This is a genomic window from Kitasatospora sp. NPDC087314 (assembly GCF_044744365.1).
In the GTDB taxonomy this organism is placed as follows: Bacteria; Actinomycetota; Actinomycetes; order Streptomycetales; family Streptomycetaceae; genus Kitasatospora.
Genome location: NZ_JBIUYE010000012.1, coordinates 248,936 through 272,868 on the forward strand (window position 1 = coordinate 248,936; position 23,933 = coordinate 272,868).

The 23,933-nt window shown below is 71.1% G+C and carries 24 protein-coding genes; 11 read left to right on the plus strand and 13 right to left on the minus strand.

Annotated features, from left to right (window positions below):
- Positions 1 to 153: 153 nt before the first annotated feature.
- The 13 genes from ACIO5E_RS26345 to ACIO5E_RS26405 form a co-directional block, all read right to left on the minus strand.
- Positions 154 to 828 (minus strand): response regulator, encoded by a 675-nt coding sequence (locus ACIO5E_RS26345; protein ID WP_400672157.1) that lies wholly within the window; start codon positions 826 to 828, stop codon positions 154 to 156.
- Complete coding sequence (locus ACIO5E_RS26350) at positions 821 to 3,364, minus strand: ATP-binding protein (protein WP_400672160.1); 2,544 nt, start codon at positions 3,362 to 3,364, stop codon at positions 821 to 823. The genes ACIO5E_RS26345 and ACIO5E_RS26350 overlap by 8 nt, the downstream gene beginning before the upstream one ends.
- A gap of 139 nt (positions 3,365 to 3,503) precedes the next feature.
- Positions 3,504 to 4,133 (minus strand): potassium-transporting ATPase subunit KdpC, encoded by a 630-nt coding sequence (gene kdpC, locus ACIO5E_RS26355; protein WP_400672162.1) that lies wholly within the window; start codon positions 4,131 to 4,133, stop codon positions 3,504 to 3,506.
- Between the two features lie 14 nt (positions 4,134 to 4,147).
- Positions 4,148 to 6,262 (minus strand): potassium-transporting ATPase subunit KdpB, encoded by a 2,115-nt coding sequence (kdpB, locus tag ACIO5E_RS26360; protein ID WP_400672164.1) that lies wholly within the window; start codon positions 6,260 to 6,262, stop codon positions 4,148 to 4,150.
- Complete coding sequence (gene kdpA / locus ACIO5E_RS26365) at positions 6,262 to 7,926, minus strand: potassium-transporting ATPase subunit KdpA (RefSeq protein WP_400672167.1); 1,665 nt, start codon at positions 7,924 to 7,926, stop codon at positions 6,262 to 6,264. Before kdpA ends, kdpB begins: the two co-directional genes overlap by 1 nt.
- 1 nt (position 7,927) lies before the next feature.
- Positions 7,928 to 8,017 (minus strand): K(+)-transporting ATPase subunit F, encoded by a 90-nt coding sequence (gene kdpF, locus ACIO5E_RS26370; RefSeq protein WP_037971201.1) that lies wholly within the window; start codon positions 8,015 to 8,017, stop codon positions 7,928 to 7,930.
- Positions 8,014 to 8,157, minus strand: a complete 144-nt coding sequence (locus tag ACIO5E_RS26375; protein WP_400672169.1) for a hypothetical protein — start codon at positions 8,155 to 8,157, stop codon at positions 8,014 to 8,016. Before ACIO5E_RS26375 ends, kdpF begins: the two co-directional genes overlap by 4 nt.
- A gap of 262 nt (positions 8,158 to 8,419) precedes the next feature.
- Positions 8,420 to 10,417 carry an APC family permease gene (locus tag ACIO5E_RS26380; protein ID WP_400672335.1) on the minus strand — a complete coding sequence of 666 codons (1,998 nt, stop codon included), beginning with the start codon at positions 10,415 to 10,417 and terminating at the stop codon, positions 8,420 to 8,422.
- A 362-nt stretch (positions 10,418 to 10,779) separates the two neighbouring features.
- Positions 10,780 to 12,612, minus strand: coding sequence for an APC family permease (locus tag ACIO5E_RS26385; RefSeq protein ID WP_400672172.1), 1,833 nt, complete (start codon positions 12,610 to 12,612; stop codon positions 10,780 to 10,782).
- Between the two features lie 778 nt (positions 12,613 to 13,390).
- Positions 13,391 to 15,853, minus strand: a complete 2,463-nt coding sequence (locus tag ACIO5E_RS26390; protein ID WP_400672174.1) for a tetratricopeptide repeat protein — start codon at positions 15,851 to 15,853, stop codon at positions 13,391 to 13,393.
- The gene (locus tag ACIO5E_RS26395; RefSeq protein WP_400672175.1) at positions 15,850 to 16,269 is read right to left on the minus strand and encodes a hypothetical protein; all 420 of its coding nucleotides are present in this window, start codon (positions 16,267 to 16,269) and stop codon (positions 15,850 to 15,852) included. The genes ACIO5E_RS26390 and ACIO5E_RS26395 overlap by 4 nt, the downstream gene beginning before the upstream one ends.
- Positions 16,270 to 16,396: 127 nt before the next feature.
- The gene (locus tag ACIO5E_RS26400) at positions 16,397 to 17,083 is read right to left on the minus strand and encodes an HAD family hydrolase (RefSeq protein WP_400672177.1); all 687 of its coding nucleotides are present in this window, start codon (positions 17,081 to 17,083) and stop codon (positions 16,397 to 16,399) included.
- Positions 17,080 to 17,928, minus strand: coding sequence for a GntR family transcriptional regulator (locus ACIO5E_RS26405; RefSeq protein ID WP_280675262.1), 849 nt, complete (start codon positions 17,926 to 17,928; stop codon positions 17,080 to 17,082). Before ACIO5E_RS26405 ends, ACIO5E_RS26400 begins: the two co-directional genes overlap by 4 nt.
- Before the next feature lie 480 nt (positions 17,929 to 18,408).
- Here ACIO5E_RS26405 and ACIO5E_RS26410 point away from each other — a divergent pair, with 480 nt between their 5' ends.
- The 11 genes from ACIO5E_RS26410 to ACIO5E_RS26460 all read left to right on the plus strand — a co-directional run bounded on the left by ACIO5E_RS26410 (position 18,409) and on the right by ACIO5E_RS26460 (position 23,903).
- Positions 18,409 to 18,687 carry a hypothetical protein gene (locus tag ACIO5E_RS26410; RefSeq protein ID WP_400672179.1) on the plus strand — a complete coding sequence of 93 codons (279 nt, stop codon included), beginning with the start codon at positions 18,409 to 18,411 and terminating at the stop codon, positions 18,685 to 18,687.
- Between the two features lie 94 nt (positions 18,688 to 18,781).
- On the plus strand, positions 18,782 to 19,789 hold the full coding sequence (locus ACIO5E_RS26415; protein ID WP_400672337.1) for a DUF2637 domain-containing protein: 1,008 nt from the start codon (positions 18,782 to 18,784) through the stop codon (positions 19,787 to 19,789).
- Positions 19,786 to 20,130 carry a hypothetical protein gene (locus tag ACIO5E_RS26420; RefSeq protein WP_400672181.1) on the plus strand — a complete coding sequence of 115 codons (345 nt, stop codon included), beginning with the start codon at positions 19,786 to 19,788 and terminating at the stop codon, positions 20,128 to 20,130. Before ACIO5E_RS26415 ends, ACIO5E_RS26420 begins: the two co-directional genes overlap by 4 nt.
- Positions 20,131 to 20,277: 147 nt before the next feature.
- Entirely contained in the window at positions 20,278 to 20,400 is a 123-nt protein-coding gene (locus ACIO5E_RS26425) for a hypothetical protein (protein ID WP_400672183.1), read from the plus strand.
- Positions 20,397 to 20,642: a hypothetical protein gene (locus ACIO5E_RS26430; RefSeq protein ID WP_400672185.1), complete on the plus strand. Its 246-nt coding sequence runs from the start codon at positions 20,397 to 20,399 to the stop codon at positions 20,640 to 20,642. The genes ACIO5E_RS26425 and ACIO5E_RS26430 overlap by 4 nt, the downstream gene beginning before the upstream one ends.
- Complete coding sequence (locus ACIO5E_RS26435) at positions 20,642 to 20,818, plus strand: hypothetical protein (protein WP_400672186.1); 177 nt, start codon at positions 20,642 to 20,644, stop codon at positions 20,816 to 20,818. The genes ACIO5E_RS26430 and ACIO5E_RS26435 overlap by 1 nt, the downstream gene beginning before the upstream one ends.
- A gap of 144 nt (positions 20,819 to 20,962) precedes the next feature.
- The gene (locus tag ACIO5E_RS26440; protein WP_400672188.1) at positions 20,963 to 21,712 is read left to right on the plus strand and encodes a hypothetical protein; all 750 of its coding nucleotides are present in this window, start codon (positions 20,963 to 20,965) and stop codon (positions 21,710 to 21,712) included.
- Positions 21,713 to 21,728: 16 nt separating this feature from the next.
- The gene (locus ACIO5E_RS26445) at positions 21,729 to 22,163 is read left to right on the plus strand and encodes a hypothetical protein (RefSeq protein WP_280675274.1); all 435 of its coding nucleotides are present in this window, start codon (positions 21,729 to 21,731) and stop codon (positions 22,161 to 22,163) included.
- Positions 22,163 to 22,843: a hypothetical protein gene (locus tag ACIO5E_RS26450; RefSeq protein WP_400672191.1), complete on the plus strand. Its 681-nt coding sequence runs from the start codon at positions 22,163 to 22,165 to the stop codon at positions 22,841 to 22,843. The genes ACIO5E_RS26445 and ACIO5E_RS26450 overlap by 1 nt, the downstream gene beginning before the upstream one ends.
- 206 nt (positions 22,844 to 23,049) lie before the next feature.
- Positions 23,050 to 23,412, plus strand: a complete 363-nt coding sequence (locus ACIO5E_RS26455) for a hypothetical protein (protein WP_400672193.1) — start codon at positions 23,050 to 23,052, stop codon at positions 23,410 to 23,412.
- Between the two features lie 275 nt (positions 23,413 to 23,687).
- On the plus strand, positions 23,688 to 23,903 hold the full coding sequence (locus ACIO5E_RS26460; RefSeq protein ID WP_400672196.1) for a hypothetical protein: 216 nt from the start codon (positions 23,688 to 23,690) through the stop codon (positions 23,901 to 23,903).
- Positions 23,904 to 23,933: the final 30 nt, after the last annotated feature.

Consider the following 23,933-nt stretch of genomic DNA (forward strand, 5'->3'; position numbering starts at 1 on the left):
GGCCCCGGACCTCCCCCACAACGGAGCCGGGCCCGCTCGGTCAGCACTGACGCTACGCCCACGGAGCACCGCCGCCGGTCGGCCTTGACGCTCTCCTGTCGGCCCCCGGCCCGCTCTTGACGGGGTGTTGACGCGGCGGCGGCCGACGCGGGCTCAGGGCTCGTACCGGTACCCGATCCCCGGCTCGGTGATCAGGTGCCGCGGGCGGGCCGGATCGCGCTCCAGCTTGCGGCGCAGCCCGGCCAGGTAGACCCGCAGGTAGTTGCCGCGCGCCTCCTGGGCCGGCCCCCACACCTCGCGCAGGATCTGCCGCCCGGGCACCAGCCGGCCGGGGTTGGCCACCAGCAGGGCGAGGATCCGCCACTCGGTCGGGGTGAGCCGCACCGCGCCCCGCGGGCCGGTCACCGTGGTGGCCGTCAGGTCGACGGTGTGGTCGCCGATCACCGGGCGGCCCAGCGGGGCACCGCCCAACGGTCGGCGCAGTACGGCGCGCAGCCGGGCCAGCAGCTCGTCCATCAGGAACGGCTTGGTGAGGTAGTCGTCGGCGCCCGCGTCGAGGGCGTCCACCTTGTCGGCGGCGCCGGAGCGGCCGGAGAGCACGATGATCGGCATCGCGCTGCGGGTGCGCAGGCCGCGCAGCACGTCCATGCCGTCGAGGTCCGGCAGGCCGAGGTCGAGCAGCACGGCGTCCGGGACGGAGTGCGCGGCGCGGTCCAGTGCCTCGCCGCCGCTGGCGGCCGTCCGGACGGCGTACTGCCGGGCGCTGAGGTTGATCCGCAGCGTGCGCAGCAGGGCGGGTTCGTCGTCGACAATCAGGATTTCACTCATGCACGGGCTCCTCCCGAGTGGCGGCGGGCAGGGTGAGCAACATGGTGGTGCCGCCCCCGGGGGTGTCCTCGACCTCAAGGCTGCCGCCCATGGCCTCGGCCAGGCCGCGGGAGAGCGCGAGGCCGAGGCCGACTCCGCTGGTGTTGTCGGTGTCGCCGAGACGTTGGAAGGGCAGGAAGACCCGGTCGCGCTCCTCGGGGGCGATACCGGGGCCGCGGTCGATCACCCGGATCTCGACCTGGTGGGCGTGGTGGCTGGCGGTCACCAGGACGGGCGCGCCGGGGGCGTTGTGGCGCAGCGCGTTGGTGATCACGTTGGCGAGCACCCGCTCCAGCAGCGGCGGGTCGGCGAGCACCGGCGGCGCGGTGTCCAGGTCGAGCGGCTGGACCGGCGCGTACGGGTCGGGGAGGCTGTCGAGGGCCCGGGGCAGGATCTCGTCGAGGTGGGTCTCGGTGAGGTGCAGGGTGAGCGCGCCGGCCTGGAGGCGGCTCATGTCGAGCAGGTTGTCGACCAGGCGGGTGAGCTTGACCAGCGACTCGTCGGCGGTGGCCAGGAGTTCGGCCTGGTCCTCGGGCGAGAACTCGACGTCGGGGCTGCGCAGCGAGCCGACCGAGGCGAGCGCGGCGGCGAGCGGGGTGCGCAGGTCGTGGCTGACGGCGGCGAGCAGGGCGGTGCGCATCCGGTCGGCGGCCTTGATCGGCTCGACCTCGGCGGCGACCATGGCGAGCCGGTCGCGTTCCAGCGCGACGGCCACGTGCGCGGCGAAGGCGGTGAGCACGCGCTGGTCGGCGGCCGGCAGCCGGCGGCCGGTGAGGACCAGGACGGCGTCCGCGCCGACCGGGACCTCGGTGGTCTCGCTCTGCTCGTCGGTGTCCTCCTGGTGCTCGGTCTCGGAGTGGGCGAGCACCTCGCCGTCGACCCGGGAGAGCAGGGCGACGGCCTGCATGCCGAAGGCCGTCCGGGACTTCTCCATCAGGGCGGACAGGGCGTCGGCGCCGCGCAGCACGCTGCCGGCCAGGGTGGAGAGGGTCTCGGCCTCGGCGGTGGCGCGGGCGGCGCGGGTGGTGAGCCGGCTGGCGTGGTCGACCACGGTGGAGACGGCGAGCGCGACGGCGGCGAAGACGACCAGGGCGACGATGTTGTTGGTCTCGCCGATGGTCAGGGTGTGGATCGGCGGGATGAAGTAGTAGTTGAGCAGCAGCGAGGCGGCGACCGAGGCCAGCAGGGCGGAGGTGGCGCCGCCGAGCAGGGCGACGATGACCACGCCGAGCTGGAAGATCAGCGCGTCGGTGGTGAGGTTGATGCTCTGGTGCGCCTGGGAGAGGATCGCGGTCAGCAGCCAGGGCACCACGAGGCCGGCGACGTAGCCGGCGATGGTGCGGCGCCGGGAGTGGCGGCGGCCGAGCGAGGGCAGCCGGCCGCGGCCGGTGAACTCGTGGGTGACCATGTGGACGTCGATGTCCTCGGAGGCGTCCACGGTGGTCTCACCGATGCCGGGGCCGGTGAGGAAGCGGTTGATCCGGCCGCGGCGGCTGGTGCCGAGCACCAGCTGGGTGGCGTCGTGGGCGCGGGCGAAGGCGAGCAACGAGGTGGGGATGTCGTCGCCGACCACGACGTGGTAGCTGCCCCCGAGGGTCTCCACCAGCTGCCGCTGCTGGGCGAGCGCGCCCGAGGAGGCGCCGGCCAGGCCGTCGCTGCGGGTGACGTGGACGGCCAGCAGGTCGCCGCCGGCGGTGCGGTCGGCGATCCGGGCGGCGCGGCGGATCAGGGTCTCGCCCTCGGGGCCGCCGGTGAGGGCGACCACGACGCGTTCGCGGGTCTCCCAGACCCGGTCGATGTTGTGGTCGGCCCGGTAGTCGCGCAGGCCCTCGTCGACCCGCCCGGCCACCCAGAGCAGGGCGAGTTCGCGCAGGGCGGTGAGGTTGCCGACCCGGAAGTAGTTGGAGAGCGCGGCGTCCACCTTCTCCGCCCTGTAGACGTTGCCGTGGGCCATGCGGCGGCGCAGCGCCTGCGGGGCCATGTCGACGAGTTCGATCTGGTCGGCCCGGCGCACCACCTCGTCCGGGACGGTCTCGCGCTGCGGGATGCCGGTGATCTTCTGGACGACGTCGTTCAGCGATTCCAGGTGCTGGATGTTGACGGTGGTGATGACGTCGATCCCGGCGGCCAGCAGTTCGTCGACGTCCTGCCAGCGCTTGGCGTGACGGCCGCCGGGGATGTTGGTGTGCGCCAGTTCGTCGACCAGCACGACGGCCGGTCGGCGGGCGAGCACGGCGTCGAGGTCCATCTCGTCGAACTCGGCGTCCCGGTAGGAGCGTTGGACGCGCGGCAGGACCTCCAGGCCGTCCAGCATGCCCTCGGTGTGGCGGCGGCCGTGGCACTCGATGTACCCGACCACGACGTCGGCCCCGCGCTCCTGTCTGCGCCGGGCCTCGTCCAGCATCCGGTAGGTCTTGCCGACCCCCGGGGCGGAACCGAGGTACACCCTCAGCCGGCCGCCGCGGATACCGGTGCCGGGGGTGAGGTCGCGGGCCATGGGCACTGCTCTTTCGTTCCTGCGAGGGCGGCCGACAGGCGTCCTCGTGCCGGGGTCGGGACGTACGGCGGCCGACCCGGGCGCGGGGGTGGTGCCCCGGCCCGGGTCGGCCCGTTTCACGGATCCAGCCGTTGGCCTGTCACTTCTGTTCCGCGAGTGCCCGGTTGAGCAGGACGACGTTGACGCCCTCCTGGCCGAGGAAGCCGAGCGAGCGGCCTTCGGTGTACGTGCCGACCAGCTGGTTCAGCGTGTCGGCCGACAGGTTCCGGGCCTTGGCGACCCGGTTCACCTGCTCCTTGGCGTAGGCGACCGAGATGTGCGGGTCGAGGCCGGAGCCGGAGGCGGTCAGCGCGTCGGCCGGGACGCTCGCCGGGTCGACGCCGTCGAACTCGGCGACCGCGGCGCGGCGGTCGTTGACGGCCTTGAGCAGGTCGTCGCTGTTCGGGCCGAGGTTGGAGGCGCCCGAGTTGTCGCCGGCGTAGTTGTTGGTGGAGGGCCGGGGCTGGAACCACTTCGGGTCCGGGACCGGCTCCTCCTTCGCGTCGTCGGGGTTCTTCTTGGGGAGGTTGTAGTTCTGGCCGAGCAGGCTGGAACCGACCTCCTTACCGTCGGACTTCACGAGCGAGCCGTTGGCCTTCTCGCTGAAGGCGACCTGGCTGATCCCGGTGACCAGCAGCGGGTAGGCGATCCCGAGGATCACCGTGAGCACCAGCAGCACCCGCAGTGCGGTGAAGTGGGTGCGGACGGTCGTCGGCAGGGGCTTGGACATCGGATTCTCCTCTCTCAGCTCAGGCCGGGGATGAACTGGACGATCAGGTCGATCAGCTTGATGCCGACGAACGGCACCACCAGACCGCCGAAGCCGTAGACCCCGATGTTGCGGCGCAGCAGGGAGCTGGCGTCGGACGGGCGGTAGCGCACGCCGCGCAGGGCGAGCGGGATCAGGCCGACGATGACCAGGGCGTTGAAGATGATCGCCGAGGTGATCGCGGACTGCGGGCTGTGCAGGCCCATGATGTTGAGGTGGCTCAGGCCCGGGTAGACCCCGGCGAACATCGCGGGGATGATCGCGAAGTACTTGGCCACGTCGTTGGCGATCGAGAAGGTGGTCAGCGCGCCACGGGTGATCAGCAGCTGCTTGCCAATCTCGACGATCTCGATCAGCTTGGTCGGGTTGGAGTCCAGGTCGACCATGTTGCCGGCCTCCTTGGCCGCCATGGTCCCGGTGTTCATGGCCACGCCGACGTCGGCCTGGGCGAGCGCGGGGGCGTCGTTGGTGCCGTCGCCGGTCATCGCGACCAGCTTGCCGCCCTCCTGCTCCTTCTTGATCAGGGCCATCTTGTCCTCGGGGGTGGCCTCGGCGAGGAAGTCGTCCACGCCCGCCTCCTCCGCGATCGCCTTGGCGGTCAGCGGGTTGTCACCCGTGATCATGATGGTCTTGATGCCCATCCGGCGGAGCTCGTCGAAGCGCTCCCGCATGCCCTCCTTGACCACGTCCTTGAGGTGGATCACCCCGAGGACGCGGGCCGGCTCGGCGCCGACCTTGGTGGCCACCACCAGCGGGGTGCCGCCGGCCGCGGAGATCCCGTCGACCAGGGCGGAGACCTCGTCACCGACCGAACCGCCGTTCTCGGTCACCCAGTTGGTGACCGCGCCGGCCGCGCCCTTGCGGACCTGGTGGACCGCCTCGGCCTCGTCCAGGTCGACGCCGGACATCCGGGTCTGGGCGGTGAACGGGACCCACGTGGCGTGCGTCAACTCGCCCTGGGCGCGGGCCCGCAGGCCGTACTCGGTCTTGGCGAGGACCACGATCGAGCGGCCCTCCGGGGTCTCGTCCGCGAGGGACGACAGCTGCGCGGCGCTGGCCAACTCCTCGGTGGAGACGCCCGGGGCGGGCAGGAACTCGGCGGCCTGGCGGTTGCCCAGGGTGATGGTGCCGGTCTTGTCCAGCAGCAGGGTGTTGACGTCGCCGGCCGCCTCGACGGCGCGGCCGGACATCGCCAGCACGTTGCGCTGCACCAGCCGGTCCATGCCGGCGATGCCGATCGCGGAGAGCAGCGCGCCGATGGTGGTCGGGATGAGCGCCACGATCAGGGCGACCAGGACGATCATCGACTGCGGGGCGCCCGCGTAGGTGGCCATCGGCTGCAGGGTCACCACGGCGACCAGGAAGACGATGGTCAGCGAGGCGAGCAGGATGTTCAGCGCGATCTCGTTCGGCGTCTTCTGCCGGGCGGCACCCTCGACCAGGGCGATCATCCGGTCGATGAAGGACTTGCCGGGCTCCGAGGCGATCTTCACCACGATCCGGTCGGACAGCACCTTGGTGCCGCCGGTGACCGCGGAACGGTCGCCGCCGGACTCGCGGATGACCGGCGCGGACTCGCCGGTGATCGCCGACTCGTCGACGCTCGCGACGCCCTCGACGACGTCGCCGTCGCCGGGGATGATCTGCCCGGCCTCGACCACCACGTGGTCGCCGAGCCGCAGCGCGGTGCCCGGGACCTCCTCCTCGGCCTGCGTGGCGGGCCAGTCGGTGAGCCGGCGGGCGACGCTCTCGGTCTTGGTCTTGCGCAGGGTGTCGGCCTGGGCCTTGCCGCGGCCCTCGGCGACGGCCTCGGCCAGGTTGGCGAAGATCGTGGTGAGCCAGAGCCAGACGGTGATGGCCCAGGCGAACACGGACGGGCTGGCGATCGCGGAGACGGTGGTGACCACCGAGCCGACCTCGACCACGAACATCACCGGGTTCTTGACCATCACCCGGGGGTCGAGCTTCTTCACCGCGTCCGGCAGGGACGCGACGATCAGCTTCGGGTCGAGGAGACCGCTGGCCACTCTGTGCGGCGCGGCGGGCTCGGCCTTGTCGGCCGGTGCGGGGTTGAGCGTAGGGGTGGACATCAGGAGGAGAGACCTTCCGCGATCGGCCCGAGAGCCAGGGCCGGGAAGTAGGTGAGGCCGACGACGATCAGGATGACGCCCGACAGCAGGCCCACGAACAGCGGCTTGTGGGTGGGCAGGGTGCCCGGGGTGGCCGGGACCGGCTGCTGCTGGGCGAGCGAACCGGACAGCGCCAGGACGAAGACGATCGGCAGGAGGCGACCGAAGATCATCGCCAGGCCGAGCGCGGTGTCGTACCAGTCGGTGTTGACGGTGATGCCGCCGAAGGCCGAGCCGTTGTTGTTCGCGGCCGAGGTGAAGGCGTACAGCACCTCGGAGAAGCCGTGGGCGCCCGAGTTGAGCATCCCGGCCCGCTCCCCCGGCAGGGCCATCGCCACGCCCGTGCCGACCAGGACGATCGTCGGCGTGGTGAGGATGTACAGCGAGGCGAACTTCATCTCCCGGCCGCCGAGCTTCTTGCCCAGGTACTCGGGGGTGCGGCCGACCATCAGACCGGCGACGAACACCGCGACGATCGCCAGCACGAGCATGCCGTACAGACCGGAGCCGGTACCGCCGGGCGCGATCTCGCCCAGCATCATGTTGAAGACCGTCAGCCCGCCGCCGAACGGCGTGTACGAGTCGTGGAAGGAGTTCACCGCGCCGGTCGAGGTCAGCGTCGTCGACGCCGCGAACAGGCCGGAGGCGGCGATACCGAAGCGCTGCTCCTTGCCCTCCATCGCGGCGCCCGCGGCCTGCAGGGCGGTGCCCTGGTGCTGCGACTCCGCGAAGGTGATCAGAGCGGTCGAGGCGATCCAGAAGAGGCCCATCACGGCGACGATCGCGTAGCCCTGGCGGTGGTCGCCGACCATCCGGCCGAAGGTCCGCGGCAGCGCGAACGGGATCACCAGCAGCAGGAAGATCTCGACCAGGTTGGAGAAGCCGGTCGGGTTCTCGAACGGGTGCGCCGAGTTGGCGTTGAAGAAGCCGCCACCGTTGGTGCCGAGCAGCTTGATGACCTCCTGGGAGGCCACCGGGCCGCCCGGGATCTTCTGCACCTCGCCGCTGAGCGTGGCCACCTCGTGGAAGCCGTGGAAGTTCTGGATCACGCCGGAGGCGGCCAGGACCAGGGCGAAGACGATCGAGATCGGCAGCAGCAGACGGAGGTTGATCCGGACGAGGTCCACCCAGAAGTTGCCGACCCGGTCCGTCCGGTTGCGGGTGAAGCCCCGGATCAGCGCGGCGACGACGGCGATGCCGACGGCCGCGGAGACGAAGTTCTGCACCGCCAGGCCCGCCATCTGCGCCAGGTGGCCCATCGCGGACTCACCGGCGTAGGACTGCCAGTTGGTGTTGGCGACGAACGAGATCGCGGTGTTCCAGGCCTGGTGGCCCTCCATCTGCGGAACGCCCAGGTTCAGCAGCAGGTAGCCCTGGAGGCGGATCAGGCCGTAGAGGAAGAGGACCGAGACGGCCGAGAAGGCCAGCACCGAGCGGAGGTACACCGGCCAGCGCTGATCGGCGTCGCCGTCGACGCCGATCACCTTGTAGATGCCGCGCTCGACTCTGAGGTGCTTGGTGGTGGTGAGGAGCTTGGCGATGTAGTCGCCAAGGGGGCGGTAGCACAGGGCCAGGGCCCCGACCAGGGCCAGGGCCTGCAGCCAGCCCGCGAGAGTGGATCCCATGTCAGAACTTCTCCGGGAAGATCAGCGCTACGACGAGATAGCCGACGAGCGCGACGGCCACGATCAGACCTGCGATGTTCTCCGCGCTCACAGCTTCTCCACCCCCCGCGCGATCAGGGCGATGACGGCGAACACGGCGACCGTGACACCGACGTAGATGAGATCGGACATGGGCTCCACCAGCGTGCTTCGGGAGATTGCCGCGAACGGGCCGGGGCCTTCGTGCGGCACCGGCGGACGACCGGCAGATGCAGCAAAGCAGCCGTCAGGGGCGCGTTATGGGTCCCTGACGCCCTCCATACGGGTGACAGTGGGACGTTGACGCGACCTTGACGCGCGCTTCACCGGGCCGAGACCGTCGTGATCGGGCCGAGATGTCGCGGTGGTCAGGACGGCGCGGGGACGGGCGCGGGGACGGGCCGGGGGACGCCGGAGGCCCCGGACGGCGGTCCGCCGTTCGGGGCCTTCGTTCGTGCGTGGGGTGGGGACGCCGTCAGACGCTCTCCGGCGCCGGGAGCTTCTCGTACCCGCCCTTCGGGGCCGGCTCACCACGGCGCACCGCGCCCGGTGCCCGGCGCGACGGGCCGCCCGCCCGCCCGGAGGAGGTCAGCTGCCACGGCACGCTGATCACCATCACGCCCGCCGTGAACAGCAGCCGGCTCTTCAGCCACAGCGCCGACTGGTTGTGCAGCAGGTGCTCCCACCAGTGGCCGACCACGTACTCCGGGATGAACACCGCGACCGCCTCGCGGGGGCTGTCGCGGCGGTGCTCCCGCACGTACGCCAGCACCGGCTTGGTGATCTCCCGGTACGGCGAGTCCAGCACCTTCAGCGGCACCCGGACGCCGGCCTCCGTCCACTGCCGTTCCAGCTCGCCGGTGGCCTCCGGCTCCACCGCCACGGTCAGCGCCTCCAGCGAGTCCGGCCGGAACGCCTCCGCGTAGCCGAGCGCCCGCAGCGTCGGCTTGTGCAGCTTGGACACCAGCACGATCCCGTGCACCCGGGCCGGCCGCACCGACTCGGCCTCCGGGTCGTCCACCGCCAGCTCGGCGGCGACGCCGTCGTAGTGCCGGCGGATGCCGCGCATCATCAGCCACAGCACCAGCGCGGCGACCACGGCCAGCCAGGCGCCCTGGGTGAACTTGGTGAGCAGCACGATCACCAGCACCAGCGCGGTGACCACCGCGCCGAAGGCGTTGATCACCCGGGAGCGCTGCGCCGAGCGGCGCACGGCCGGGTCGGTCTCGGTGGCCAGCGCCCGGTTCCAGTGCCGGACCATGCCGATCTGGGACAGCGTGAAGGAGGTGAAGACGCCCAGGATGTACAGGTGGATCAGGCTGGTGACGTTCGCGTCGTACAGCCAGAGCAGCCCGCCGGCCACCACGGCGAGCGCGATGATGCCGTTGGAGAAGGCCAGCCGGTCGCCGCGGGTGTGCATCTGCCGGGGCAGGTAGCGGTGCTCGGCCAGGATCGAGGCCAGCAGCGGGAAGCCGTTGAAGGCAGTGTTGGCGGCCAGGATCAGCACCAGCGCGGTGACCGCCTGGATCCCGTAGAACAGCACGCTGTGGTCGCCGCCGAAGATCGCCGCGGCGAGCTGGGCGATCACGGTCTGCTGGGGCGTGCTCGCGCAGTCGCCGGGGAAGCCGGTCAGCCGGCAGGCGTCGCCCTCGGTGATGTGCACCTTGGCGATCAGCGCGAGGGCGGTGATGCCGACGAACATCACCACGGCCGTGGTGCCCATCACGGCCATGGTGCGCGCGGCGTTGCGCGCCTTCGGCGCCCGGAAGGCCGGGACGCCGTTGGAGATCGCCTCCACCCCGGTCAGCGCCGTACAGCCGGAGGCGAACGCCCGCAGGCCCAGCATCAGCAGGCCGAGCCCGGCCACGGTGTCCTTGCCGTCCTCCGGGAGGATCCCGTACGAGGCGCTGGACGCCACCGGCGCGTCGCCGAGCGCGACCCGGACCAGCCCGGTGACCACCATCAGCAGGATGCCGCCGATGAACAGGTACGTCGGCGCGGCGAAGGCCTTGCCGGACTCCCGGACGCCGCGCAGGTTCATCGCCATCAGCAGCAGCACGAAGCCGACGGCCAGCTCGACCCGGTGGTCGGCCAGCGAGGGCAGCGCCGAGATGATGTTGTCCACGCCGGAGGCCACCGACACCGCGACCGTCATCACGTAGTCCACCAGCAGCGAGGCGGCCACCACCAGGCCGGAGTTGGCCCCGAGGTTGCGGGACACCACCTCGTACGAGCCTCCGCCGCTCGGGTAGGCGTGCACCACCTGGCGGTAGGACATCACCACGACCGCCATCAGCGCGACGACGCCGGCCGCCACCCACGGGGTCAGGTACAGGAAGGCGGCGCCACCGACGGTGAGCACCAGCAGGATCTCCTGGGTCGCGTAGGCGACCGAGGAGAGCGGGTCGGAGGCGAAGATCGGCAGCGCCAGCCGCTTGGGCAGCAGCGTCTCGCCGAGCTCCTCGCTGCGCATGGCCCGGCCGATCACGAGGCGCTTGAGCGCCTGGGGAGCGTTGAACACGTTGGCGAGCGTAAGTTCGGTCGGGCACGACGGAATCCGTTGCGACGCCGGCCCGGCACGTCCCGCCGCCGAAGGCTTCCCGCAGGTCAGAGCCACTGCGGGCGGGTACGTGCCGGGCGTATCGAGGGCGTCAAGGGCACCCCGTTAAGACCGCGTCAAGATATGAGGTTGTTATCGGATCCCGGCCGGCCGCGTTGGCCTTCGCCGCTGGTCGCCGGGGCGCTCGGGCGCCGCCCGGGCCCTGCGGTGCCGGGGCGCCACCCGGGGTGCCGCGGCGCCGGGGCGCCACCCGGGCTCTGCGACACCGCCCGAGGTCACATCCGCATCCGCAACCGGCAGACCACCGCGTCGGTGTGCCGGCGCAGGGCGCGGTCGATCACGGCGCCGCGCCGGTTCTGCAGCGCCCGCTGCCACCAGCGGGCCGGCTCCACCTCGGGGATCAGCACGGTCAGCCGGTCGTAGGCGTGCTCCTCGCCGAGCCTGTTCACGAAGGCCGCGATCGGCTGGCCCAGCCGGCGGCGGTCCTCCGGGATCTCCACCAGCGGCACGCCCGGCTGCCACAGCTCCCAGTCCCGGCGCAGCGCCTCCGCCTCGGCCTGCTCGTGCACCACCGTCACCGCCAGCACCTCGTCGCCGAGCGACAGCGCCGCGGACAGGCCGTCCCTGGTGAGCCGGGTGATCGCGGTCACCGGCACGACGACCAGGCTGCGCTGGCGGGTCACCGCACCGGGCACCCGGCCCAGCTCCAGCCGCTCGCCGATCCGCGCGTAGCTGCGGTGCACCGCCTCGAACAGCACCACCAGCAGCGGCAGCGCCACCACGATGCCCCAGGCGCCCTCGGTGAACTTGGTGCCGGTGACCACCACCGTCGCGACGCCGGTGAGCAGCGCGCCGAACCCGTTCAGCGCGGCCTTCCCGTGCCAGCCGTCCGGCCGGCGCACGTACCAGTGCCGGACCATGCCGACCTGGCAGATCGTGAAGCCGACGAACACGCCGATCGAGAACAGCGGCACCAGGCTGTTCACGTCCCCGCCCGAGCCGACCAGCAGCGCCGCCGACACCAGGGCGAGGAACAGCACGCCGTGCCGGTGCACCTGGCGGTCGGCCCGCAGCGCGAACACGTGCGGCAGGTGGTTGTCCCGGGCGAGCAGGTGCAGCAGCACCGGCAGCCCGCCGAAGGAGGTGTTCGCGGCCAGCCCGAGCAGCACCACGGTGGCGAACTGGACGACGTAGAAGCCCGCGCCGTGGCCGAGCGAGGCGTCGGCGAGCTGGGCGAGCACCGTGACGCCCTCCACCGGCTGGAGGTGGAAGCGTCCGATCAGCACGGCCAGACCGATCAGCATCACGCCGAGCAGGGCGCCGAGCGCCATCTCGGTGTGCTGCGCCCGCTTCACCCGCGGGGTCCGGAACGACGGGACGGCGTTGGCCACCGCCTCCACCCCGGTCAGTGCCGAACACCCGGCCGCGAACGCCTTGAGCAGCAGCAGTGCGCCGACGGTCGTGGCGTTCTCCGCCAGCGCCGAGGCGTGGCCGGCGGCGGCCTCGGTGCTCGCCGGGGCGTCCCGGAACAGGCCGACCACGATGATCGCCAGGATCGACAGCACGAAGACGGCCGTCGGCGCCATGAACCAGCGCGCCGACTCGGCGATGCCGCGCAGGTTCACCGCCGTCACCAGGGCCAGCACCCCCAGGCACAGCCAGACCCGGTCGCCGTACAGGCTCGGCACCGCCGAGGTCAGCGCCGCCACGCCGGCGGTCACCGAGACCGCCACGTTCAGGATGTAGTCGATCACCAGCGAGGCGGCCGCGGTCAGCGCCGTCCGCCGGCCCAGGTGCTCCTTCGCCACCGCGTACGAGCCACCGCCGTCCGGGAACGCCGCGATCACCTGCCGGTAGGACGCCACCAGCACCGCCAGCAGCACCGCGATCGCCACCGTCACCGGCAGCGTGAAGCCCAGCCCGTACGCGCCGGCCGCGGCCAGCACCAGCACGATCGACTCCGGCCCGTACGCGACCGAGGCCATCGCGTCCAAGGACAGCGCCGCCAGACCGCCCAGCGCACTCAGCCGGTGCCGCTCGTCGCCCGCGCCGGTATCCGGCGGCTCGGGTTCAGCCGTGACGGCCTGGGTGGTGATGGCGCTGGACATCGGACGGAACCTCCGCGATCGGCTGGTCCTCCGATCCTGCGGGCCGAACCCCGGTTGCGCCCCCGGCCCCTACGCGTTCCTGACGCCGCCCCAGGCACCATTGACGCGCCCTTGACGCACCGCGGGAGAGCCGTGGCGGGGGTGGGTGGGCCGCTGTCCCGGCGGGCGCCGGTTGGGAAGACGACCAGCTCTTGCGAAGAACCCCCGGCGCACGCCACCGCGCACCCGGGACACCACTCACAATCACGCTGAACGGCCCCACCCACCCCCGGCCCCACTCTGCTGCCTACTGCCCGTAATTGCAAGCAATGCGCAATAAGTGCACCCACTGGTGGCACGGGGGGAGGCACGGCAGCGGAGCGGCGAAAGGCCGGGGAAAACGACAACAGCCCCTGATCCGTGTCTCCACAGATCAGGGGCTGTTCTCTATCCGGTGGCTGGTGCAGGGTTCGAACCTGCGTAGCTTGCGCGACAGATTTACAGGCCGCTGACCAGGCGGGCCCTGACCTGCGGACTCTTGATCCCGGACCGGATCTGGTCCGCCCCTGGTCCGGATCATGGTCCGAACGAGCCTCGATTGGACCACCTTGAGAGCGCACCGAAGGCCGGGGGTAGGCAGCAGATTCGCTGCCCACCCCCGGCCTTTCGTGTTTCACGTCACGCCTCGATGCAGTACGCATCGAGCGCCGCAAGTGATTGCGCCCCGCATCTCGATGACGACCATGCGGGCGAACCACGCACCTCCGTGCACATGCGCGCGATTCATGCTGTGAGCTTGCTACCTGCGCCTGTCCCGATCGCGGATTGCCGCGGCGAGGTTGTTGCGGCTGGCCAAGGTTTGGGGATGAGTGTCGCCCAGGACCCGCTCGCTCTGGGCAAGCGCGGTCTCGTACAGGGGGATAGCGCGATCAAGGTCACCAGCCGAGGCGTATGCGCTGGCAAGGTTGTTACGGCTGCTCAGGGTGTCGGGGTGGGTAACACCGAGCGCCCGTTCACACTGGGCGAGAGTCGATTCCAGGAGAGGGATGGCACGGTCGAGGCCGCCAGCCGATCCATACGCGAAAGCGAGGTTGTTTCGGAGGGTCAGAGTTTGAGGGTGGTTATCACCGAGGACCCGCTCGCACTGAGCAAGGGTGGTCTCGTACAGGAGGATTGCACGATCAAGGTCGCCAACTGAGGCGTAGGCATAGGCGAGATTGTTGCGACCTCCCAGGGTATGGGGGTGGTCTTCACCGAGGACGCGTTCACACTGGGCCAAGGTCTTCTCGTAGAGGGAGATAGCACGATCACGGTCGCCGGCCCCCTCAAGGGCGCTGGCGAGATTATTGCGGTTTCTCAGGGTGTCAGGGTGGGTGTCGCCCAGGACCCGCTCGCTCTGGGCGAGGGTGGTCTCGTACAGGGGGATAGCGCGATCAAGGTCACCAGCCGAGGCGTATGCGCTGGCGAGGTTGTTACTGCTGGCTAGGGTTCGAGGGTGGGTGTCGCCCAGGACCCGCTCGCTCTGGGCGAGGGTGGTCTCGTACAGGGGGATAGCGCGATCGAAATCACCAGCCGCGTCAAAGGCGTGGGCGAGGTTGTTGCGGCCGGTCAGGGTTTGGAGATGGTTGTCGCCGAGGACCCGCTTGCACTGAGCGAGGGTCGACTCCAAGAGGGGGATAGCACGGTCGAAGTCACCAGCCGAGGCGTAGGCGCCAGCGAGGTTGTTGCGGCAACCCAGGGTGTCAGGGTGAGTGTCGCCCTGGACCCGCTCGCTCTGGGCGAGGGTGGTCTCGTACAGGGGGATAGCACGGTCGAAGTCACCAGCCGACTCATAGGAGTATGCAAGATTGTTGCGGCCGGTCAGGGTATCGGGGTGATTGTCACCAAGGACCCGCTCGTGCTCAGCGAGGACTACGCGTAGCAAAGGAACCGCTCGGGCGGGGTGGTCCTGCTGGAACAGATGATCAGCCGCGCGGTTGTAGAGGGTGGACTCGTAGTCACTGTTGTGTCCAGCCGGCCGGGTAGTGGCGAGTGCGATGAGGTGAGGCATCAAGGCATCCAGCGCTGCGGGTAGGAGATCTTCTGGGAGGTCAATGGCTTGGGCTAGCGCCTTCTCGGCGGTATGCCGGCCTGCAGGCGATGCTTCGGCTTCGGTGGGGGCGGTAGAGCGGAGGACCGCTTGGAGGAGCCGGTGGACGCTGACGGTGTGCCGGGTGACGGTGGCCATACTGTAGGCGCCCAGGAGACCGAGAGCCTCATGGAGACTGTCGCTGTCGTCATCGAGCGTTTCGAGGATGGTGATGGGAATGTCATCGGGAGCCAGCCAGGCCAGGGTCCTCAACACTGTGACGGCGTGGGGGTTCCTGGCGTCGAGGGCTTGGAGGGTCTGAGTCCAAACGTGGGCGACGGTGCGTTCGGCGTTGATGCCCTCGGCTGCTTTGTCGAGCTTGTCAGGAAGGCGTCGGCGGTAGGCATCGATGCTGATGGTGGGGTTCTGCCGCAGGTAGGCGCCAGCCTGCTCCAGGGCTAGTGGGAGGTAGCCCAGGTCGACGGCAAGCGCGCGGGCGTCCTGTAGTTCGCGCAGTGTGGGTTTGCCGTCGGTGAACGCGTAGGAGCAGATCAGTTCGGTGGCCTCACCGGGGGTGAGGTTACCTAGGGGGTAGGTGCTGATTGTGCGAGGCCAACCGGCGGCGCGACGGCTGCTGATCAAGTGGTGGCCGCCGTTGAGGGCGCCAAGGTAGCTGGTCAGATCGGCTGGGTTCTCAACGTTGTCGAAGACCAGCAGCCATCCCGGGTGCCATTGCAGCCAGGTCATCGCCCACTGAACCCGTTGGTCTTGTGCGGCGGTTCCGGCCCAGGAGGGAATCAGCCTAAGGGCCAGGTCCGCAAGGGATTGCTCAATGCATGTCGGGGAGTCTGCTGTGATCCACCAGACCAGGGTGTAGGTGGTGCGGTAGCGGTGGGCATAGGCAAGGGAGAGGGTGCTCTTACCGACGCCGCCGAGACCCTGCACGGTCGACGCCTGGGTGATCGCAGTCCCGCTCTCCGTCGCAAGTCTAGTGCGGAGCCAGACGAGGTCATCGTCGCGCCCGAGGCACAAGGGGGAGGGCGGCAGGTTGGTGAGGCTGGCCGGGGCCGACACGTCGCGGGCGGCGGTGAGAATCTCGGCGGGCAAGCCGATGACGTCGCCGGTATGGGCAGTACCGATGTGATGGGCCGCGACCGCCCTGGTGCCGGAGACGTCGTAGAGGGACCGGGTCACTGGCCGAGGCAGTGTCCGTCGCCGGTGATGGCCGTGGTGATGGTGTGGGCGGCGATCGACCGTTCCCCGGACGCGGTAATCGTCACGGAGGCGGCGGCCGGTCCCACGAGGCTGGCCAGCTCCTGGCGCAGCCCAGCGTCCTCGCGCAGGGCTCGCTTGATCTGCTGGCGCAGAGCCGCTGCCGCATCCGGGTCGGTGGTGTCCTCGGCGGCATCCTGGACTGCGACTTCCAAGGCGGCCTGTTCGCTCTGCGATCCGCGGCGGAACACTGCGTGCAGGACGCGACGGCCCAGGTTGGCGGTTGCCTCCACGGCACCATCTTCCGCCCGGGTCAAGACAGCCCCGCCGTACGCACTCACGGCTGCCGCCAGGTACGGGCCTGCTTGTTCCACCAACTGGGCGATCTCGTCCGTCATGCCCGTCTCCTCCGCCTCGACCAGCACCTGCTACGACGGAGCGTAGGGGAGCAAGCGCGAGAGGGAGACAGGTTTCTGGGAACGCTCGTGTCTGGGTGCCGGAGCCCACGGGACCGGTACCGCCCGATCAGGCGAGGGCGTCGGCGATGAGTTGCATCGAGTCAACGATCACCACAGCGCCGGAGGCGGCGAGCTTGGCGTCCTTCCCCGGCTTGTTGGCGTAGCCGATCGTGGGGATGCCTGCTGCTTTACCAGCCTCGACGTCGCGGGCCGCGTCGCCGATGAAGATGCAGTGCTCCGGCCCGGTGCCCGCGGCGTCCATGGCTTCGAGCAGGAGGCGCGGGTTCGGCTTCATGGAGGAGGGATCACCCGGGGCGCGCCCGAAGAGTCCAGCCACGTAGTCGCTGAGGCCGTACTCGGCGAGGTAGGTCTCGATAGCCGCGCCCGCGTTGTTGCTGACCACGGAGACCAGCCGACCGGAGCGGGCAGCAGCGCGCAGAACCGATTCGCTGCCCGGGGTCGGGCGGGCGACCCGGACGGCTTCGGCCTCCAGTGCGGCCAGCGCGGCGTCCGTGCTCTCCGTGAGGTCGGGCCGGGCGTTCGAGATCAGCCGGAGCAGGGCGAGCGGGTCGTTCTCCTCCTCCGATCCGGCCGGAGCCCGCTCGCCGGTGGCGAGCAGGCCCTCACGGAGTCGGCGCGCAACCTCCGGGGCAGGGAGACCGGCGAAGACCGAACACACCGGACCGTCGAAGTCGAGGAGCACGTGCTTCACCGGCCGCAGCACGTCGGCGAGTTGCTGAGGGGTGGCGGTCATGGCTGCCGCTCGTAGGCGATCGTGGACCACACGCTGTCGAACCACATCTGGGCCTGCTGGACGTACTGCGATCCGAGCGAGGCGTCGTCGGGGCCGGCGGCGTGGTGGAACAGGGTGGTGTCCTTGCCGGTCACGTCGTAGAAGGTGTGGGCGGTGTCGTCGATCGCCACGGTGCGCTCGCGGAGCGGGTAGAAGCCGAAGAAGGCCTCCGACCGGTTCAGGATGTACAGCTTGAACAGGCTGGACGCCCGGTGGACCTTGACCTGGACGCTCGCCTTCTGGACCAGGCCCAGCTCGGCCAGCATCTCCACCGAGTGGGCGATCCCGCCGGCGTTCGTCAGGGCGATGTTGCGGGCGCGCTCCCGGAGGGCGGCCTCGTCCTGCAGCCCGTCGACCAGGACCGGCACGGCCATCGGCGCCGTGGTGTCCGGCAACAGCAGGCGGACCGTGATGGATTCCGGCGCCAGCCGGCCGGAGCGGACCTTGTCGAGCGGCTCCTGCAGCGCGTTGTGCAGCGTCTCGCTGGAGAAGCCGGCGAAGTCGAGGGTCACCTGCTGCTGCTCGAAGGCCGCTTCGAGGTGAGGCCGCAGCCCGACCGGCCGAGAGGTGCGCTCCCGCACGAACGAGCCGCTCCCCTGCCGGGTCACGATCAGCCCCTCGGTGCGGAGCAGGTCGAGCGCCTTGTCCACCGTGCCGCGCGCCACGCCGAAGTGCTTCGCCAGCTCGGGGCCGGAGGGGAGCTTGTCGCCGGTCTCGAAGCCCGGCTTCTTCGTGAGGATCGAGGCCCGCAGAGAGCTGCCGACCTGCTGATACGGGGGGCGAGAGTCATCCGGGTCTAGGGCCATGGCCCAATGCTAGGGGAGGTGCCCAACAGGCGCGAGAAACCCAACACTCTTGACCTGCCTAAGCAGGTTGTCTATGTTGTGGGTGTCGCACCAAGTGAGACAGGGGCGACACAGAGGGGCCTTCTTTGGGCTGCTCTGAGCTGGACAAATGCGCCTATGGGGATAGGCGAAGGGGCCCGGGACAGATCGGGCCGAGGTCACCGCGCCTTGTCAGTCGGATGGCATGGACCGAGAGGTCCGCGTCTGCCTTGAAAGACGCACCCCCCGCCAGTTCACCGCCGAACCCCTCGGCGCCGGACCGGCGCGGTCTCAGCGAACGAGTGTCTTTGGTCCCCGATCCGTGCCGCCTGCGGCGGGTCGGGGGTCATGGCTGCTCGTGACGTGACGAGTAGCTGGCCCTGAATTCGGGGCTGCCGCGCTTTCCTTGGCCGGGCGCGCGGCGGCCCCTGGGGCCCACCTCCCACTGGAAGAGGTAGACCCGTGAAGTCGATTGTTGCAGGTCAACACGCCTTGGGCACCGAGGAGTTCGCGGAGCTGGCGTTGGGCGTGGACGAGGAGCTGTTCGCCGGCGTGGCCAGCGAGTCGGCGGTCGAGCGCCAGGCCCGGTTGGACGTGGCGTACGCGGTGCTGGCGGACCTGCGCCGGGAGGACCCGGAGCTGGCCGCCTTCGCCGAGCAGCAGATGAAGATGGCGCCGGTGCCGCTGCGGCGCCCGGCGGTCATCCGCCGCACCGCGAGCATCGCGCGGGTGGCCGCGTGAGCACCGGACTCGCACTCACGGCGCTCACGTCCGCTCACGACTCGCTCACGACGTGCTCTCCGCTCGCCGGGCGGTGGTCGTGGTGAAGGTGCCGATGAGCCCGGAGCAGATCCGCTCGGCCGAGAAGGCGCTGGCGGTCGGCACGTGGACAATCACGCTCGGCGCGGTCCTGTACAGCGTGCTCACGGTGACCCCGCTGATGTCCCACCACACCCCGAAGGGTTGGGGGTGGACGGCTCCGATCCTGCCGCTGGTCGTGGACGCGGCGGTGGTGATCGTGGTCCGGATGGACAGCACGCTGGCGCGCCTGGACGGCGACGGCGGCCGGTGGCCGGCCGTGCTGCGCTGGATGACCGGCGCCATGACGGTGCTGCTCAACGTGAGTCAATCCGCCCTGGACCACGACAAGGTCGGGGTGGCGGTCCACGCGGTGGCGCCGCTGTTGCTGATCGTCACGGCGGAGACCTCGCTCGCCTACCGGCGGGCAATCGCCGCCGCGCTGGCCGCGCGAGCGGCCCGTGAGCGCGATGAGCGGGCCGAGCGCGAACACCGTCAGGAGGAGCACCGCCGACAGGAACGCGAGGACCGGCTGGCGGACTTCGCGCGGGCCGACCAGCGCGAGCGTGAGCGCCGTGAGCACGACGAGCGGATGGCCGACAAGCAGCGTGAGCACGAGGAGCGCATGGCCCGAGAACAGCGGGACGAGCAGGCCCGCCGGGACGCCGCCGACCGCGACGAACGGCAGCGCCGGCAGGACGCCGAGCAGGCCGAGCGGGCCGAGCGTGAGCGCGAGGTGAGCGAGCGTGAGCGCCGTGAGCGCGAGCGTGAGCAGGACGCCGAGCGAGAGATCGAGCGACTCCGGAAGGAACTCCTCATCGCCCCCGCCGTGGACGAGCGGCTGCCCGAGGAGCAGGCCCGGATGAAGGTCCAGGACTGCGTCGTGGCCCGCATCCCGCAGCGACGGGCGGTCGACCTGACCGGCTGGTCCGCCGGCTGGATCGCCAGCCGCTACCAGGAACTGCGCTCCACCGAACGCCCCGCCCTGCACGCCGTACCCGGCACCGACGAAGAGACCACCGCGTCCGAGGAGCAGGCATCGTGACCACCAGCATCGAGACCATCGCCGTTGCCAGCGACCAGGTCAGCGCCGCCAGCGCCCTGCTGGCCATCCTCACCGCTCACCCGAGCCTGCCCGCCCCGGACGTCCAGCTGAAGGTGACGTCCGTGCCGGGCACGTACGACTGGACGTGGGGGCTGTACATCGCCCTGCACTACGGCCTCGGCCAGTTCGAGCAGTGGCGGGCCGCCCTCGGCCTCGACCCCGCCACCGTCGAGCAGAAGCAGCACGGCACGACCGCCTGGCTGATCGCCACCGGCACCCACAGTGGCGTCCCGGTCGAACTGTACGGCTTCTACCCGCACGACACGGACGACGAGCGGTAGGTCGCCGGCAGCGCTGGGACCCGGACGGCACCCGCCGGATGGCACCCGCCGGATGGCACCTGCCTGACCTGCGCCGACAGCACCGCCGTCGCGGCCCGCAGCCTCCCCACACCTGCTCGGCTGATCCTCAGCAAGGAGATCACTGTCATGGCCCTGACCATGATCGCACCCCCCGTCCCCCCGATCACTCCCGAAGACCGCACCCGCGCCGCCGCCGGCGCCGACCGCGTGCTGACCGTCCAGGTCGGCAAGACGGGCGGTGCCCGGTGAACACGCTCAAGCAGGTGCCCGGCCTGGGCACCGCCCGCCTCGACCACGGCGGCCTCGCCTACCGCCTCGCCGAGCCGCTGACGATCGACGAGGTCGCCGGTCTGCTCCGCGAGACCTGGTGCCGCCGCCTGACGGTCACCGACGCCTCCGCCGACGGCGAGCACCCCGCCGAGTTCCGCGCGCTCTGCGAGCTGGACGGCGAGCCGTTCGTCCTCGTCGGCCGGATCGGGGAGGGCACCTGATGCGCGGCTTCGGCAAGAAGCAGCCCGCCCAGCCCCAGTCCGGCCAGCAGCGCAGGGCGAAGGCCGTCCGCGAGGCGGACCGGGCCGGCCACGCGGCGATCAACGCCCGCCCCGAGAACCGCAGCACCACCCCCGGCCCCGGGCCCATCCCCCGTCGCTGGTGGCTCTCCTCCTGACCCGCCGTCGGGCCCGGCTCCGGCCGGGCCCGCTACCTGCCAATGGAGGCAGACCGTGATCTACCTGGTTCTGCTGCTGATCCTGGTCGACGCCGGGATCGGCCTGTGGGCTCTGCGCGAGCTGGCCCGCCGGGGGTGGTACCGGTGACCGTTCCCCCGCCCCCGCCCCAGCCGCCGACCGTCGGCCTGCCCGACGCCGAACCCGAGCCCGTTGCCGAGTGGTGGCGCAAGAGCGGTCCGTGGAACCAGCGCACCGCTTCCGAGGCCGAGCCCGTCGACCTCCGCAAGACCGCCCCCGGCGACGCCGGCGAGGACCAGGCCGACGAGGACCCGGTCGGCAAGGCCGGCCCCGCCGACCCGCAGCAGCCCGTCCCGCCGCCCGCCCCCTCCTACGACATGGACAGCCTGGTGAACCGCCTGGGCCTGCTGATCAGTGAGACGCCGGAGGAGCGGGCCGAGCGGATCCGAAACGAGCGCGAGGCCTGGTACCAGCGGCAGGGGGAGACCCCCGAGCAGCGCAAGGCCCGGCACCGGGCCGAACGGCTGGCCCAGCGCCACAAGGCCTCCGTGCTGTGGCGCCAGCCCCAGTCCGAGCGCGCCCGCCGGTTCCGCCGCTGGTGCATCCTCACCACCGCTTCCGCCGTGGTCGGCTACAACGTCGGCGCCGTCCAACTGGCTGCCCACCTGCCCCTCACCGTCGCCGCATTCGCCGCGGCCGGCGCCTGGGTCCTCGACCTGCGCATGCGCAGGTGGGGCCACGTCCGGGTGTCCGAGGTCCGCGGCCCCGGCGCCCTCACCGTCCTGGTCCTCGTCCGGGTGCCCCTCGCCTCCGCCCTGGTCGGCGCCCTCGGCCTGGCCCCGTTGATCACCCTCCTCTCCAGCTCCCACCACTGACCGTCAGGAGATCACCATGGACACCCAGCTGCTCGGCTCGTTCGGCTCCGGCGGCCTCTGCCTGGCCATCGCCGTGTGGATCATCCTCGGCAGCCGGAAGGCCGAGAAGCAGGGCAAGCTCGCCAAGAAGCACAAGGACGAGCACACCGCCTGGCTCATGATCGTCTTCGGAATCTTCGCGGCGGGCGCCGGACAGGCGTTCAGCGCACCGGGAACGGTCGGCGACGCCCTCACCCACGCCTTCACCTCGCAGAGCCAGGCGTTCGGCAACGTCGGCGCCGGAGCGGTCGCCGCGATCCTGACCCTCGCTCTGTTCGGCACCAAGCCCGGCCCGTGGAAGGACAGCATCCTCGGCGCCACCGTGCCGTCCGTCTACGCCGCCGCCGGCGGAATCTGGGCCCTGCCGCTCACCGTGATCGGCTCGGTCCTCAAGGGCCTGGTGGGCGCCTGATGAAGCTGCGCCGCTACCTCGAAGGCGTGTCGGTCACCGCGTTCGGCCTGGGCAACAGGCTGATCATCCGGGCTGTCCGGCCCCACGTCGAGAAGGTCACCATCACCCGCCAGCAGGTCGGGGGAGCGCTCGCCCTCGGCCTGTTCTTCTCCCCCGTCCTGGCCCGGCCCGCCGCCCGGTACGCGCCGACCACGGTCACCGTCCTCCTCGTCCTGTGGGTGGTCGTGGCGGTCGTGGTCGGCAACACCGAGGCCGCCGCCGAACTGGCCGAGGCCGACCAGGCCGCGAAGGAGAAGGCGGCCAAGGCCAAGGCCGGGAGCCAGGAAGAGGTCTCCGCCGAGGCTGGGCCGGACGACTCCGACGACCAGGACGACGAGCTCCAGGACGCCCCCGCCGACGCCGACCTGTACGCCCTCGTGCGGTACGTCGCCGCGATGTCCGACCAGGGCACCGCCGCGCACCTCCCGGACCTCCTTGCCGAGGGCCAGAAGCGGCGTCTGTTCGGCGGCTGGGAGCAGGGCGACCTGAAGGCCCATCTGGCCGCCCTCAACGCGCCCCTCGTGGAGGGCAAGAAGCTCACCTTCGGCGGGCGCCAGCGCAACCGCCAGGCGGTACTGCTGGACGGCCTCCCCGAGGGCACTCCGGGCACCGTCCCGGCGGTGGTCCAGCCGGCCGCCTGACCCCGCTCCCCCAACCCCTCCCAGCACTGCTCCCGGGGTGGGGGTAGGACGGTAGGAACCGCAGGTCAGAGCACGCCTACCGCTCTCCCTACCGGCCCCCTACCTACCGCCCTACCCTTCTTCGCTGCCTCTGGTCCTGATCTCTCCGTGGTCCAGAAGCCATCGTTCGGCCCTTCGGCCGGCTGCGGTTCTGCCATGCTCAGCGGATGCCGTACGAGTACTGGTGCGGGGTCTGCCGTACCGTCAGCGAGCACGCCAGCGAGGCCGAGGCCGCAGCCGAGCGCGGCGCCCACATCGCCGCCGTGCACCACGGCAGACGCCCGGATCGCGAGCGACTCCAGGCCCTCCCGTCAGCGCCCAGCCCACCCAGCGCACCCCGCCGGCCCGGCCCGGGCCCGGCGCTCGCCCTCGTGGCCGTCATCCTCGCCGCGCTCATCGCGTGGGCCCTCCACCTGGACCCGCCCGCCGCCCCGCACACCCCGCCCGGGCCCGCACTGCCCACCCCTCAGCCGTGGGCGTCCCTCTTCCCCAGCATCGGTGCCACCACCCCGCCCCACCCCGGGCCCTGAGCGGACGTTTTCCTCATGCGGTGAAGCGGTGGCCAAGCAGCGTCGGCCACCGCTTCCGGTTCATCCCGCACCTGCGGCTGGTCGGCCTGTCTCTACGCCCCCGCAAGCCACCTGCCCCCGCTCTCCACCCCTCTCTCCGGCCCTCCTGAGACCGGTAGGGCGGTAGGAAGCGCACGTCAGCGACCAAGCCGGGCCCGATATCCCCTCGCCTTCGGCAGCTCTGGCGGACGAAGCGCAGTGAACGTCTCCATCCCCGACCAAGACCGAACGGACCCATGACCCAGCCCATCGACGATCTCAACCGCCCCGAGGCCGGCCACTACGACCTCGCCCGGGTCTACGTCGCCTACGGCTCCCTGCCGCCTGCGGACCACGCCCGCCTTCTCGGCCTGCTCGCCATCGCCGACGCGATCCGCACCCTCACCGACCAGCTCAAGCCCGCCACGCCGACGACCTCGTGCGACGGGCAGTTCTTCCCGCTCGACCTCTGACCTCCCCATTCCTTCGGGCGGTCCGCGCCC

What these genes read in the sequence shown, in the direction of transcription:
- ACIO5E_RS26450 (WP_400672191.1), top strand. Translation starts at nt 22,163, where the DNA reads ATGAAGCTGCGCCGCTACCTCGAAGGCGTGTCGGTCACCGCGTTCGGC.
- ACIO5E_RS26460 (WP_400672196.1), top strand. Translation starts at nt 23,688, where the DNA reads ATGACCCAGCCCATCGACGATCTCAACCGCCCCGAGGCCGGCCACTAC.
- ACIO5E_RS26400 (WP_400672177.1), bottom strand. Translation starts at nt 17,083, where the DNA reads ATGACCGCCACCCCTCAGCAACTCGCCGACGTGCTGCGGCCGGTGAAG.
- ACIO5E_RS26385 (WP_400672172.1), bottom strand. Translation starts at nt 12,612, where the DNA reads ATGTCCAGCGCCATCACCACCCAGGCCGTCACGGCTGAACCCGAGCCG.
- ACIO5E_RS26380 (WP_400672335.1), bottom strand. Translation starts at nt 10,417, where the DNA reads ATGCGCAGCGAGGAGCTCGGCGAGACGCTGCTGCCCAAGCGGCTGGCG.
- ACIO5E_RS26405 (WP_280675262.1), bottom strand. Translation starts at nt 17,928, where the DNA reads ATGGCCCTAGACCCGGATGACTCTCGCCCCCCGTATCAGCAGGTCGGC.
- ACIO5E_RS26415 (WP_400672337.1), top strand. Translation starts at nt 18,782, where the DNA reads ATGAGCCCGGAGCAGATCCGCTCGGCCGAGAAGGCGCTGGCGGTCGGC.
- ACIO5E_RS26435 (WP_400672186.1), top strand. Translation starts at nt 20,642, where the DNA reads ATGCGCGGCTTCGGCAAGAAGCAGCCCGCCCAGCCCCAGTCCGGCCAG.
- ACIO5E_RS26455 (WP_400672193.1), top strand. Translation starts at nt 23,050, where the DNA reads ATGCCGTACGAGTACTGGTGCGGGGTCTGCCGTACCGTCAGCGAGCAC.
- kdpC (WP_400672162.1), bottom strand. Translation starts at nt 4,133, where the DNA reads ATGTCCAAGCCCCTGCCGACGACCGTCCGCACCCACTTCACCGCACTG.
- ACIO5E_RS26345 (WP_400672157.1), bottom strand. Translation starts at nt 828, where the DNA reads ATGAGTGAAATCCTGATTGTCGACGACGAACCCGCCCTGCTGCGCACG.
- ACIO5E_RS26445 (WP_280675274.1), top strand. Translation starts at nt 21,729, where the DNA reads ATGGACACCCAGCTGCTCGGCTCGTTCGGCTCCGGCGGCCTCTGCCTG.
- kdpB (WP_400672164.1), bottom strand. Translation starts at nt 6,262, where the DNA reads ATGTCCACCCCTACGCTCAACCCCGCACCGGCCGACAAGGCCGAGCCC.
- ACIO5E_RS26395 (WP_400672175.1), bottom strand. Translation starts at nt 16,269, where the DNA reads ATGACGGACGAGATCGCCCAGTTGGTGGAACAAGCAGGCCCGTACCTG.
- kdpA (WP_400672167.1), bottom strand. Translation starts at nt 7,926, where the DNA reads ATGGGATCCACTCTCGCGGGCTGGCTGCAGGCCCTGGCCCTGGTCGGG.
- ACIO5E_RS26350 (WP_400672160.1), bottom strand. Translation starts at nt 3,364, where the DNA reads ATGGCCCGCGACCTCACCCCCGGCACCGGTATCCGCGGCGGCCGGCTG.
- ACIO5E_RS26425 (WP_400672183.1), top strand. Translation starts at nt 20,278, where the DNA reads ATGGCCCTGACCATGATCGCACCCCCCGTCCCCCCGATCACTCCCGAA.